This is a genomic window from Polaribacter atrinae, from assembly GCF_038023995.1.
Classification (GTDB): domain Bacteria; phylum Bacteroidota; class Bacteroidia; order Flavobacteriales; family Flavobacteriaceae; genus Polaribacter; species Polaribacter atrinae.
Genome location: NZ_CP150660.1, coordinates 3,406,280 through 3,420,982, shown reverse-complemented (window position 1 = coordinate 3,420,982; position 14,703 = coordinate 3,406,280). Strand labels below are relative to the sequence as shown.

Genomic DNA, 14,703 nt, shown 5'->3' with positions numbered 1-14,703 from the left:
TTCTATTAAAATCTGAAGTGAGAGAAAGCTTTATTAGCCTCTGCCATTTTGTGAGTATCAGTACGTTTTTTTACCGCTGCACCTTCTTCTTTAGCTGCTGCTAAAATTTCTGCTGCTAAACGCTGTGCCATGGTTTTCTCATTTCTCTTACGAGTATATAAAATCATCCATTTAATAGCCATAGAAACCTTACGGTCTGGTCTAATTTGCATTGGTATTTGGAATGTTGCACCACCAACACGACGAGATCTTACTTCTACGTGAGGCATAACATTAGATAAACCATCTTTCCAAATTTCTAAAGCCGACTTCTCTTCGCCTTCTCCTTTTCTTTCTTCTACTAGCTCTAAAGCGTCATAAAACACTTTAAACGCTACAGACTTCTTACCGCTCCACATTAAGTTATTCACAAAACGTGTTACTAACTGATCATTAAATTTAGGATCCGGTAATAAGACTCTTTTTTTTGCTGCTCTTTTTCTCATGTCTTTACATTAAAAAAGTTAATTAATTTGTTATTAGCTCTTCGTCATAAAACATCAAAACAATAGTAAAAAGCTTAAGAAAACCTCAAACATTTAACTACCATCTTAAAGCGTTACAACTCTTTACCGATAACTCTTACTTCTTTGGGCGTTTTGCACCATACTTTGAACGTCTTTGGGTTCTACCCTCAACTCCCGCTGTATCTAATGCACCACGTACTACGTGATATTTAACACCTGGTAAATCTTTTACCCTTCCACCTCTAACTAATACTATCGAGTGCTCTTGTAAGTTATGTCCTTCACCTGGGATGTATGCGTTTATCTCATTACCATTTGTCAATCTAACTCTGGCAACTTTACGCATTGCTGAATTAGGTTTCTTTGGTGTTGTAGTATAAACACGAGTACACACTCCACGTCTTTGAGGACAAGACGACAAAGCAGCCGATTTACTCTTCTTAGTTATTTTGGTTCTTCCTTTACGAACTAATTGTTGAATAGTTGGCATACTAAATTATTACTGTTTTTCGTTTATAATTAAACCTTTACTCTTTTTTAAGAGTCCGCAAATGTACAATTATTTTCTAATTATTCAAGAATCAGCAAGTTATTTTTTCTTATTCTTGATTTTTATATTAAAATTTATGATTTTAAATTACTTTTGAATGACCTATATTATCCATTTTGAAAAGAAAAAAACTGCATTACATATCCCTAATTTTCATCCTACTCTCTAGCACAGGAACGCTCGCACAAGATTTTTCCTTAAAATTAAAAGCTTTAAAAACAACAGATACAGAAATTTTAAGCACAATTAATTATCGAAAAAAACATAAAGACACAATTTTACTTAAAATAGAAGTTAATAGAATTTCTGAATACTTAAAGAATATAGGTTATTTTACTAATACAGTAGATAGCATAAAAAAAACAAATGAAGAATACATTGCTTATTTTAATCTTAAAAATAAAATAGACAACGCTATTATAACAACAAATAAAGAATATGAGTTTTATTTAGAAAAATTTAAAACAAAAGAAAACACATTCTCCATCCCTATAGAAGAACTACAAAAGACACTATTAAAAATCTCTAAAAAATTAGACACAGAAGGAAAATCCTTTTCTAAAATGCAACTAAAAAACATCCTAATCAAAAAAAATTCCCTATTTGCCAAATTAGAAATAATACCATCTAAGAAAAGAATCATTAATAAAATAATCATTAAAGAGTATGAAGACTTCCCTAGGTCATATTTAAAAAACTACTTCAACATAAAACATACAGACATATTTAATCAACAAAAAATTTTAGAAATATCTGACGCTTCTAAAAATTTAGATTTCATAAAAGAAATTAAAACTCCAGAAGTTTTATTCACAAAAGACTCTACATTATTATATATGTATTTAAAAAAACATCAAAACAGCAGTTTTGATGGAATTATAGGTTTTGCCTCAAAAGAAGATGGAGAATTATTGTTTAACGGAAATTTAGAAATACAACTAAACAACATTCTAAATACAGGGGAAAAATTTGGTTTATTTTGGAATAGTATAGGTGAAGAAAAACAAGAATTAAAATTAAACACAGAAATACCCTACATTTTTAACTCTAGATTTAGCCCAGAATTAACTTTCTCTATCTACAAACAAGATTCTACATTTCTAAACTCGAAATTTGATTCTCGCATTTCCTACCACATCAATTCTAAAATTAAACTTGCCCTCACACTAAATTCTGAAAAATCAGAAAACCTAAAAGAAAACTTATCCAACAACATAGAAACCTTTAGTAATTACTTTTTAGGCTTACAATTAAAATACAGTGTCCCTAAAAATGACTTTTTTTTGAGTAATAAATTTCACTTAGACGTAAATCCTAGTTTCGGAAACAGGAAAACATCAAAAGAAGAAACAAGCCAATTTAAAATCGAAGCTACAATTTCTTATTTATGGGATTTAAACTCACGCAACAGTATTTTTATCAAAAACAAAACAGGTTATTTAAATTCTGATTCTTACCTTAACAATGAACTTTTTAGAATTGGAGGAGCAAACTCTATAAGAGGCTTTAATGAACAAAGTATATTTACACACAACTACACATTTGTAAATCTAGAATACAGATACCTAACATCAGAGAAATCTTATTTATACACCATCACAGACTTCGGAAAAGCAAACTTAAATCCTAAAAACGAAGATCTAATAGGATTAGGCTTAGGATATTTATTTAATACAAACAAATCACAAATAAATATAAATCTTTCTACAGGAAAAACTAGCCAACAAAAAATAGACCTTAACAGCATAAAACTAACAATAAACTGGATAAATTATTTTTAATTATTTTAGAGAAATTAACATTTATCACTCATTTTTTAACATTTTTTAAGAAAAACAATTGCGTAATTGATAATAAATATTGATATTTGGGTTAAATAATTCAAATATCAATAATAATAAAAACAAAGTTTAAAGGATTTTTAACGCTACTATTAGCGTTTCTGATGCAAATATCTTTTGCGCAGGAAAAGAAGGTTTCTGGAACCGTATCAGACTCGTCTGGCACACTACCCGGAGTAAGTGTAGCAATTAAAGGCACAAACAATGGAACTCAAACTGACTTTAACGGAAAGTATTCTATTAATGTAAAACAAGGCGATGTATTAAGTTTTAGCTATGTTGGCTACAAAACTATTCAAAAAACTGTTGGCAATTCCGCAACCATTGATATTACAATGACAGAGGACGCTAGCGTTCTAGATGAAATTGTTGTAACTGCCTTAGGTATTAAAAGAGAGAAAAAATCTTTAGGTTACACCTCTCAAGAAGTTAAAGGAGATGAAGTAAGTGCAATTAAAGACGTAAACTTCGCAAACTCTTTATCAGGTAAAGTTGCCGGTATTGATGTTTCTGGAAGTGGAACAATGGGTGGATCTACAAATGTTGTAATCCGTGGTTATTCTTCTTTATACGGATCTAACCAAGCATTATTTGTAGTAGATGGCGTACCAATTAGTAACAATAACTCAAACTCCGCAGACCAACGAACAGGTGGAGCTGGCTACGATTATGGAAACGCTGCCGCAGACATTAACCCTGATAACATAGAGTCTATAAACATACTAAAAGGTGGTGCCGCAACTGCTCTTTACGGGTCTCAAGCTGCAAATGGAGTTATTGTTATAACAACTAAAAAAGGTAAAGACACTGATGGATCTATTGGAGTTACCGTGAATTCATCAATAACATTTAATAAATATAATGCAGATACTTTTGCAACTTACCAAGATGAATATGGAGCAGGATATTGGATTGGTAATTATCATGACGATTTTTACGTTAAAAATGGAGAAAACTATACATTAGCTGATTGGAATGGATCTTATGGAGCTGCATATGACTCAAATACACTAGTAAGACAATGGGATTCTTTCTATCCTTCATTAGATGGTTACGGAATAGCAACTCCTTGGGAGGCTGGTAAAAACGATCCTTCTTCTGTATTTGAAACAGGAACAACAGTATTTAACAGTGTCTTTTTAGATGGTGGTAGCGATAAAGGTACTTTTAAGCTAGGTTATTCAAAAGCAAGCATTAAAGGAATAATGCCTAATAGTGAAATAATAAGAGATAATGTTGATTTTTCTGCATCATACAAACTTACAGAAAAACTTACGGCAGCATCTAGTGTTTCTTTCAACAAAACAACCGGTAAAGGACGTTATGGAACAGGATATGATTCTCAAAACTTTATGCAAACAGCTAGACAATGGTGGCAAACAAATGTAGATTTAAAAGATCAAAAAGCAGCCTACCTTGCAACTGGAGAGAACGCAACTTGGAATACAAGTTATATTGATGAAGATTTACACGCTATTTACCACGACAACGTTTATTGGATGCGTGACAACAATTATGAAACTGACGTAAGAAATAGAGTTATAGGTAATGTTAATTTAAACTATGAAATTAACGATTATTTAAATGTTTTTGCCAGAGCTTCTATTGACACTTATTCTGGAAACCAAGAAGAGCGTATTAATAATGGTAGTACAAGTCTACCTTCCTCTTACGGTATTTTTACTGAATCATATACACAAAACACCTATGATTTACAGCTACATTTTGACAAAGACCTTACGGAAGACTTAAACTTAAAAGCTATTTTAGGAACAAATATCCAAAGAAATCATTACTCTTATGTAGATGCAGAAACTAACGGTGGAATTAATATTGATGGACTTTGGTCTTTATCAAACTCTGCTAACGCTCTAGAAGCTCCAGGACAATATGAATATAAATCTGGAGTTGATGGATATTTTGCAAATGTATCTTTAGAATATCAAAATTTCTTATTCCTTGAAGGATCTTATAGATTAGACATAGCCTCTCCCCTTCCAACAGATGATAATCAATATGATTATTATGGTTTATCAGGAAGTTTCTTATTCTCTGAACTAGTAGAGTCTAACTTTATGAACTTAGGTAAACTAAGAATTGGATATGCAAAAACAGGTAATGCTGCTTCTCCATTATCACTTTACAACACATTCGGATTAAACACACCTGTACAAGGACAAGCATCTGCTTCTTTACCATCAACAAATAACAACTCTAACCTAAAAAATGAAGAGTCTACTGAAACAGAAATAGGGTTAGAAATGATGTTTGCAAAAAGAAGATTAGGTTTTGACTTCTCTCTATACAATAAAACATCTAAAGATTTACTTACACCAATATCTGTTACTCCTGCTATAGGATATACTGGACAATGGTTAAACGCTGGAGAAATTGAAAATAAAGGTGTTGAATTATCTTTATACGGTTCTCCAATAAAAACAGAAGACTTTGAATGGAGAGTTGATTTAAACTGGGGGAAAAACGTAAGTAAAGTAATAGCACTTCCTGCAGATTTAAAAAACCTTCAATTAGCTAGCTTACAAGGTGGAGTATCTATAAACGCAACAGTAGGAGATACTTACGGTATGATTAGAGGTACTAATTTTGTATTTGACGACAACGGGAATAAAATTATTGACGCAACATCAGGTGCTTATGCAGTAAGTCAAAGTTCAGATGAAAATCTTGGATCTTTTCAACCAGATTGGAAAGGTGGTATAAATAACTCATTTACCTACAAAAACTTCTCTTTAAGCTTTTTAATTGATATTAAAAAAGGAGGTAATGTATTTTCTTTAGATACTTGGTATGGTATGGCTACTGGATTATATCCTGAAACAGCTGGACTTAATGAATTAGGCAACCCAAAAAGGGATGCTTTAACATCTGGTAATGATAGTGGAGGTATTGTTTTACCAGGAGTTATACAAACTGGTACAGATTCAGACGGAAATGCTACCTCTGATGGAACCGTTAATACCTTAAGAACTGACATGAGTAATTTTAATAACGCATTGGGGTATAAAAGAGCACCAAATGCACTTCACGTATACGATGCAGGTTTTGTTAAATTAAGAGAATTATCTGTATCTTACTCTCTATCTCAAGAACAATTAGGTAATTCATTTTTTAAAGGAGCTACTTTTTCTTTAATTGGTAGAAACTTATGGATTATTGACAAAAGTTTACCATACGCAGACCCTGAAGCAGGTTTAAGCTCTGGTAATGTACAAGGTTATCAATCTGGTGTTTATCCAACAACAAAAGATTATGGATTTAGTGTTAAACTTCAATTTTAAAAAAACAAACGATGAAAAAAATATTTTTAATAGCATTATTGATAGGGATCACATTTTCTTCATGTGAAGATTTTGAAGGATGGAATGTCGATGATAAAAACCCAAGTGAAGTACCAGCATCATATTTGGTAACTAGTACTCAAAAAGATTTATTCTATAGGATGTCTAGTCCTAATGTAAACTACAACATATTTAAGTTTTTCGCTCAATACCGGACAGAAACACAATATACAGACGAAGTAAACTACGATATTAGAGGAAGAGATATAGGTGGTGGTTTTTCAACTTACTTATATAGAGACGTTTTAATCGACTTACAAGCAGCAAGAGACATTCTTGATGCAGATGAATTTTTAGATGCAGGAACAAAATCTGCTCAATTAGGAGTAATTGGACTTATGGAAGTTTATACCTGGAGTGTTTTAGTAGACGTATATGGAGATATTCCTTACACAGAAGCTTTAATGGGAGTAAATAATATTATACCTGTATACGATAATGATGAAGACATATACACAGATTTATTCACTCGCTTAGACGCAAGCTTAACTAACTTAAACGCAGGTACAGAAACTTTTGGTGATGCCGATATCGTTTATGGAGGATCAACTGCAAAGTGGAAAAAATTTGGTAATTCTTTAAAATTAAGAATGGCACTTAGAATTGCAGATTACAATAACGCTAAAGCAAGCACAATAGCTTCTGCTGCCGTTTCAGGTGGATTATTTGCATCTAATGATGATAATTTTGCTTTTGCTTTTGAAACAACAAGCCCAAATACAAATTCAATTTGGGTTGACTTAGTACAATCTGGTCGTGATGATTTTTTAGTAGCTGATACCTTTGTAGATTTAATAAGTCCATTAAACGACCCAAGAGCTTCAACTTATTTAGCAGATAACAAAACACCATATATCGGAGCGCCTTACGGTGTAGGAAGTTCTTACACAGACTTTACACATATTGGTGACGCATGGCATCAACCAGACTTAGAAGGAGTACTTTTAAGTTATGATGAAGTTCAATTTTTATTAGCAGAAGCTGTAGAAAGAGGCCTTATAACTGGTAGTGCAGAAACTTATTACAATGCAGCTATTTCTGCTTCAATTATCTATTGGGGAGGAACACAAGCAGAGGCTGACACATATTTAGCACAAGCAACTGTTGCGTATACAACTTCTGGTTCTTCTTGGAAAGAAGTTATTGGTAATCAAAAATACATAGCACTTTACGGAAGAGGATTTGAAGCTTGGAGTTCATGGAGAATATTAGACTACCCTAATACTTTTACTCGTCCTTCAATTTCTAACGAAGCTGTACCAAGAAGATACTTGTATGGAAACGACGATAAAGATCTTAACCCAGATAATTATGCTGCTGCAAGCAGTGCAATGGGAGGTGATAATAAATCTTCTCGCGTATTTTGGGATATTACAGGTGTAGGAAACTAACATCAAACACACTAAAAGAAAAAGACTATCTGAAAAGGTAGTCTTTTTTTTATACCATAGAAAAATCTTTTAAAAAAACAGACTTTAGCTAAAACTAATACATATTTCGTTTATCTAAATAAAAAAAGTCGCTAAACCAAATTATGTTAACATATAAGATAATTACAAAGGAATACAAATTATTCTAGAACCTTAAAAAAACATCAACAGAAATAATAACGTTAAAAATCGTTTTTACTTGAACAAACCACCTCTATTTAAGAGGTCTTTTTTTTATCAAAAGAATCATAACTGATAAAAAAAACAACCACTTACAATACAAAAAAGAAGAACCCATTACAGATAATTCAACCATATCGAGATATGAATAAATATTATATTGCAAAAACATTAAAATCACTCAATTATTCTTAACTCCGAAAGATTTTAAATAAAAAAAATAAATAAAGTTTATATTATTTTTATTACAAAATACAAGAAAAAAGAAAGAGTATTTTAGATAAAATAAAAATAGAACCCCTTAAAAAAGAACCTATTAAAAAAATAATAAAAGAATAAAAAGATTTAAAAAGCAAAAATAACAACCAAAATTAATGCTATTTTTACCACATACTAAAAAACTATTTGTGTTAAAAAATTGTTTTATTAAGATTATTTTAAGACTTTTGGCTTTAATTAATTCAAATAATTATACAATGAAGACAAAGTTTAATGGATTTTTAACGCTACTCTTAGCGTTAATCGTGCAAATTTCATTTGCACAAGACAAAACTGTTTCTGGTACAGTTACAGAAAATTCGGGACCTTTACCTGGTGTTAGTATATCAGTAAAAGGAACCAACAAAGGTACAGAGACTGATTTTGATGGAAAGTACTCTATCCTAGCAAAAAGCGGAGATGTTTTAGTTTTTAGATACTTAGGTTTTACACCAGTAGAAAAAAAAATAGGAGGTTCTAATATTTTAAACGTAAACCTATCCGTTGATGAAGACAACGTATTAGATGAAGTAGTGGTAGTAGGTTATGGAACTACAACTAAACAAGCGTTTACAGGTTCAGCTAAAGTTGTTAGTTCAGCTAATTTAGAAGCTAAATCTGTTTCAAACATCTCACAATCTTTAGCGGGTGAAATAGCTGGTGTAACAGTAATCAATGGTTCTGGTCAACCAGGTAGTACTGCCACAGTAAGAATTAGAGGTTTTGGAACTATTAACGGTAATAGTGAACCTTTATATGTTGTAGATGGAGTACCTTTTACAAATAGCATTAGTAATCTAAATCCAGCGGATATAGAATCTACTACAATTTTAAAAGATGCAACAGCTACTTCTATCTATGGATCGAGAGGTGCAAATGGAGTAATTTTAATCACTACTAAAAAAGGTCGTAATGGACAATCAAATATAACTGTTGATGTGAAAACAGGAGTTAACATGAGACTTTTACCAACTTACGACGTTATAACCAATCAAGAAGAATATATTGGTTTAGGTTGGACTGCTATGAGAAATACGGCAGAAGCTAACGGAGAATCAGACCCTGTAGCTTTTGCTAATGCAAACTTGTTTAACACAGCAGAAGATGGAATTGACCCTTATTACAACATGTGGAATGTAGCAAATGCGGGAGAACTAATTGATCCTCTAACAGGTAAAGTTAATGCTGGTGTTACTAGAAAATATACGCCAGAAAATTGGTCTGACTATGGTTTTGAGACTTCTTTTAGAACAGAAGCCAACCTTAGTATGTCAGGAGGAGATGACAAAACTACTTACTTTTCTTCATTCGGATATTTAGAAGATGGTGGATATATTGTAAACTCTGAATACAAACGTTATACAACTAGACTTAACGTTACACACAAACCTACAGAATGGTTGGAGGCTAACGCAAATATCGATTATGCTTATGGTGTACAAAAAACAAATGGACAATCTGAAGATTCTGGTTCTATATTTTGGTTTACAGATAATATCCCTTCTATATACCCATTGTTTTTACGTGATGCAACAGGAGCAATAGTAGAAGATCCTTATTTTGGTGGAAATCAGTATGACTACGGTTTAAATGGTAGAGGATTTGGAGTTGGTACAAATGCAATTGCAGATGCTCACTTAAATCTAGATCAAAATAAACGTCATTCCGTAAATGGAAACTTCTCATTCAAAGTTAACTTTAATGAAAATTTATCTTTTACAACGAAATATGGTGCAAATTACTACAGTTTTATAGAGGATAACATTAATAATCCTTTTTATGGTTCTGCAGCTGGACAAAACGGTAGTCTATTCAAACAACAAAGACAAGCGTTAACTCAAAATTTATTACAAATTGTTAACTACAACAAAAGCTTTGGAGAACATAACATTGCTGCATTAGTTGCACATGAAACAAATGACTGGCAAAGAGACCGTACTTATATTAGTAAAAATACAGTAGTTAATTTACAGAACGGATTAGACAGTCCTAACAATTATGTAAATATAGGTTCAAATCCATCTGGATACACAGAACAAACAGCACTAGAAAGTTATTTTGCACAAGTTAACTATGACTACCAAGGTAAGTATTTCTTATCAGGAACTGCAAGACGTGACGGAAGTTCTAGATTTGCAAATAACAAATGGGGTACCTTTTGGGCTGCCGGAGCATCATGGATAATGAGTAAAGAATCTTTTATGGAAGATGTTGATTTTGTAAACTATTTAAAACTAAAAACTAGTTATGGTCTGCAAGGAGATTTAGCTGGAGCTAGTGTTTATTCAGGACAAAATGGATACAACATAGAAAACCTTAATTCACAAGTATCATTAGTACTTAGAGCACAAGAAAACCCAGAATTAACTTGGGAATCAAGTACGATGTTTCAAGTAGGTACTGAGTTTAGACTTTTTGATAATATTATTGATGCTTCATTAGAGTATTATGTGAAAAATACTCATGACTTAATTTTTGATGTTCGTGTATCTCCATCTTTAGGTGATGCTATTAATACTATAAATGATGGTGAAATTGTAAATAAAGGTTTTGAATTTGATGTTACAGGACATATCGTTAACAAAGAAAACTTTAAATTAGATTTATCTGTAAATGGAGAAATTTTAGATAATGAAATTACAGAAATGCCATTTGATTTCCCTGAAGGAAGAAATAAAATTATAGATATTTCTGGTGCTTATGGTAGAGCAGAAGGCCATAGCCGTTATGATTACTACATGCCTGTTTGGGCTGGTGTAGACTCTGCAAACGGAGATGCATTATGGGAGGTAAACTATGTAGATGCAAATGCAAATAATACTTTTGATTCTGGTGAAGAGGTAAGAGATTTATTTGAGTATAAAATAAAAAACCCAACAACAGAAATATCTCAAGGAACTACAAACGATTATACAAAATCTACTAACAAATTTGTTGGTAAATCTGTAATACCTGCAGTTAGAGGAGCTTTTAGGTTAACTGCTAAAATTCATAACTTTGATATTAGTTCTCAATTTGCTTATAGTATTGGTGGATATGGATATGACGGAAACTATGCTAGTGTTTTAGGAAATAGCAAAGTTGGAGGAAACAACTACCATATTGATGCTAGAAACAGCTGGAAAAATCCAGGAGACATCACTAATGTACCAAGATTGTATAACAATATTAATGTAAACGCAAATAGTTTATCTACTCGTTTTTTAACAAAATCTGACTATCTATCTTTAAATAATGTTAGAATAGGATATAATCTTCCTTCAAAATATTTAGGTAAAACAGGTTTATCAAATGTAGATTTCTGGGTATCTGGAGATAATTTATTTTTATTAAGCGAAAGAAAAGGTTTTAATTCTTCTGCTTCTTTAACAAGTTCTTCTGCAAGGTATACATACGCACCATTATCAACATTCACAGTAGGTGTTCGTGTAAAAATATAATTTAATTAAAAAATGAAAAAAATGAAATATAATTTTAAACAAACACTTTTAGTGTTTACTGTTTTTGCTACATTTTTTAGTTGTAGTGAAGAGTATTTAGAAATTACTCCAACAGAATACATTAGTAATGCTGATGTGGCTGAATCTGGAAAAACGAATAGTGCAATTACACAAGGAACCTTAAACGGCCTTTATTCCATGATGATAAACACTGAAACTGGAGGAACTTCACGTCATGAAGATTTTGGCCAAAAAGGATATGATATAATGACTGATATGTTATCAGGAGACATGGCATTATCATTAAATAGCTATAACAGATATTCTGCTATTGCAAATTTATTATCTACAGTAGATTACACCAGTAATTTTAACTACATGCCTTGGAGATATTACTATAGGTTAATAAAATCTTCAAATTTAGTAATTGAATCTTTAGGAGGAAACGAAGCAGAACCTACTACAGATGATGTTAAATTTGGATTAGGACAAGCGAAAACAATAAGAGCAAACGCTTACTTTAATTTAGCTCAAATGTTTGCTACAGAATATAACGCTAGCACTCCAGTTGTACCTCTTTACAAATCATCAACAGACCCTGTTCAAGGTCAAGCTACAATGGAAGAGTTATACGACTTTATAATTGAAGATTTAAACTCAGCAATATCATTATTAAATGGTATTACAAGAGCAAGTAAATCTCAGGTAAATCAAGATGTTGCAAAAGGTATTTTAGCTTATGTTTATGCATCAAAAAACGAAAGTAGCTCTAACAGTCTAGCAAAAGACTTAGCTGAACAAGTAATTGCTTCTGGTTACCCATTAACTACACATGAAGAAGCTATTGGAGGCTTTAACGATATTGCAACACCTAGTTGGATTTGGGGATTTGATGTAACTTTAGCAAACGGATTAGACCTAGTATCTTGGTGGGGACAAATGGATTATTATACTTATAGTTATCAATCATTTGGTGATCGAAAAGCTATTGATAATGGTTTATTTTCTAAAATCAAAGATTCAGATGTAAGAAAAGGTCAATTTCATGCATCAACATTAATGGCATTGAATAAATTTTATAATGGTGCTAAGGAGTTTAGAGGTCAAAGAAATATAGAGGATGACTATATATACATGAGAAGTGAAGAAATGTATTTGTTATCCGCAGAAATGTCTGCTAAAGGAGCTGGTTCTGATACAGAGGCCAAAACAAGATTAAAACAAATTTTAGCAAACAGATTTCTTCCCGAAAATGCAGCCGATTTTAGTTATATAGATGGTTTAACAGGGAATGCACTATTGGATGAAGTAATTTTACAAACCAGAATTGAGTTGTGGGGAGAAGGTAAAAGTTATTTTTCGATGAAAAGAAATAAGCAAACGATGACGAGAGGAACCAATCACGTTTTTCACAAAGGTTTATCTATTCCTTATTCTGATGAAAGATTAACTTTTGAAATTCCACGTGAAGAAGTTCAAAGCAACCCAAACATCAATTAAAATATTAAATGCTTTAAAAACCACCTCACTACGAGGTGGTTTTTTTTTGTCTAATAATTTCAATAATTAACATACCTTTGCAACATGACAACAGAAACAACACCAACAACCAATATTTTTGGTATTAGAGCTATAATTGAAGCCATAGAAAGTGGTTCTTCAATTAATAAAATATACTTACAAAAAGGATTAAGAGGAGAATTGTTTTATGAACTAAATAAGTTAATTAAAACAAATAACCTTACTACAAGTATGGTTCCTGTAGAGAAGTTAGATAGATTATCTAAAAACAGTAATCATCAAGGTGCTGTTGCTCAAATATCTCCAGTAGAGTTTTACGATTTAGAAGAATTGATAGAAAAAACAGTAGAGAGTGATAAAATACCTTTATTCTTATTGTTAGATCAAGTTTCTGATGTACGTAATTTTGGTGCTATCATTAGAACTGCAGAATGTTCTGGAGTTAACGGAATTATCATTCAGAAAAACGGAAGTGCACCCGTTAATGCTGAAACTATAAAAACATCTGCAGGTGCAGCTTTTAAAATTCCTATTTGTAAAGTAGATCACATTAAAGACGCCTTATTTTTATTACAAGCATCAGACATTAAAACGGTAGCAGCTACAGAAAAGACAGAAGATTCTGTATATGATATTGACTTTAAACAACCAATTGCCATAATTATGGGGTCTGAGCATAGAGGTGTAAATCCTTCTATATTAAAAATGGTAGACTACAAAGCAAAATTACCTTTATTAGGTGAAATAGCTTCTTTAAACGTATCTGTTGCCTGTGGTGTTTTACTATATGAAGCCGTAAGACAAAGAATTGTTGTGGGTAGTTAGAAAGAATTAAAAATATAAATAAACAAAGCTGTATCTAATTACTTAGATACAGCTTTGTTTATTTATATAAGAAATTATAAGAAGCTTTAAATTTCTATTCAACTTTTTCATTACCTACCTCCTGCTCTATTTCTGGTGGATTAAAATTACCATGTTCATCAAACAAAGTATCAAATTCTGTTTCTATAAATTGATGTTCTTCTCTTATTATTCCTTTATTCCTAAAAGCAATAGCAAAAAGAAATCCCACTATAAATCCAGATAAGTGTCCTTCCCATGAAATACCATCTTTTATAGGGAGTACATACCAAATCATACTTCCATATAAAAAAATTATTATTAAAGACAGCGCCACCAATCTAAAATGTCTTTTGATGATTCCACTAAAAAAAACAAAACTAAAAAGCAAATACACAATGCCACTGGCACCTATGTGATAAGACTCTCTTGCAATACACCATGTTAATAAACCTGTAAAAAAACCGCCAATAAGCAACACTTTATACCCTACATCCTTATAAAAATAAAAAAGACTGCTTAAAAGCACGAATAAAGGAACCGAATTGTTAAAAAGGTGACCAACATTACTATGTATAAAATGTGTAAAGAAAACACCTCTAAAACCAACAAAAGTTCTAGGGAAAATACCATATTTATTAAAGTTAATATCAAATTGTATCTCAACCCAATAAATAAACCAAATTGCAACAATATATACAACTGGAATTAAGAAAATAGATTTTGATATTTTTAAATGATTCTCCTCTTTCATTACTATAAAAAATAACAAAAA

9 protein-coding genes are annotated in these 14,703 nt (G+C 31.6%); 6 read left to right on the top strand and 3 right to left on the bottom strand.

The window, feature by feature from the left end; genetic code table 11:
* Nucleotides 1-5: 5 nt before the first annotated feature.
* Nucleotides 6-485, bottom strand: a complete 480-nt coding sequence (gene rpsG, locus WG945_RS14850; protein WP_026775259.1) for a 30S ribosomal protein S7 — start codon at nt 483-485, stop codon at nt 6-8.
* 136 nt (nt 486-621) lie between these two features.
* Nucleotides 622-996 carry a 30S ribosomal protein S12 gene (gene rpsL, locus WG945_RS14845; RefSeq protein ID WP_018943587.1) on the bottom strand — a complete coding sequence of 125 codons (375 nt, stop codon included), beginning with the start codon at nt 994-996 and terminating at the stop codon, nt 622-624.
* Between the two features lie 176 nt (nt 997-1,172).
* Between rpsL and WG945_RS14840 the strand changes: the two genes are divergently transcribed.
* The 6 genes from WG945_RS14840 (at nt 1,173) to rlmB (ending at nt 13,910) form a co-directional block, all read left to right on the top strand.
* Entirely contained in the window at nt 1,173-2,837 is a 1,665-nt protein-coding gene (locus WG945_RS14840) for a ShlB/FhaC/HecB family hemolysin secretion/activation protein (protein WP_068451489.1), read from the top strand.
* Nucleotides 2,838-3,001: 164 nt separating this feature from the next.
* Nucleotides 3,002-6,196 (top strand): SusC/RagA family TonB-linked outer membrane protein, encoded by a 3,195-nt coding sequence (locus tag WG945_RS14835; protein WP_068451486.1) that lies wholly within the window; start codon nt 3,002-3,004, stop codon nt 6,194-6,196.
* Nucleotides 6,197-6,207: 11 nt separating this feature from the next.
* The gene (locus WG945_RS14830; RefSeq protein WP_068451483.1) at nt 6,208-7,647 is read left to right on the top strand and encodes a SusD/RagB family nutrient-binding outer membrane lipoprotein; all 1,440 of its coding nucleotides are present in this window, start codon (nt 6,208-6,210) and stop codon (nt 7,645-7,647) included.
* Nucleotides 7,648-8,342: 695 nt separating this feature from the next.
* Nucleotides 8,343-11,564, top strand: a complete 3,222-nt coding sequence (locus WG945_RS14825; RefSeq protein WP_068451594.1) for a SusC/RagA family TonB-linked outer membrane protein — start codon at nt 8,343-8,345, stop codon at nt 11,562-11,564.
* 21 nt (nt 11,565-11,585) lie between these two features.
* Nucleotides 11,586-13,064, top strand: a complete 1,479-nt coding sequence (locus WG945_RS14820; protein ID WP_068451591.1) for a RagB/SusD family nutrient uptake outer membrane protein — start codon at nt 11,586-11,588, stop codon at nt 13,062-13,064.
* Between the two features lie 84 nt (nt 13,065-13,148).
* A complete protein-coding gene (gene rlmB / locus WG945_RS14815) occupies nt 13,149-13,910 on the top strand; it encodes a 23S rRNA (guanosine(2251)-2'-O)-methyltransferase RlmB (RefSeq protein WP_068451480.1) in 762 nt (253 codons plus the stop codon).
* Between the two features lie 94 nt (nt 13,911-14,004).
* Here rlmB and WG945_RS14810 read toward each other — a convergent pair whose 3' ends face one another.
* On the bottom strand, nt 14,005-14,682 hold the full coding sequence (locus tag WG945_RS14810; protein WP_068451478.1) for a rhomboid family intramembrane serine protease: 678 nt from the start codon (nt 14,680-14,682) through the stop codon (nt 14,005-14,007).
* Between the last annotated feature and the right edge of the window lie 21 nt (nt 14,683-14,703).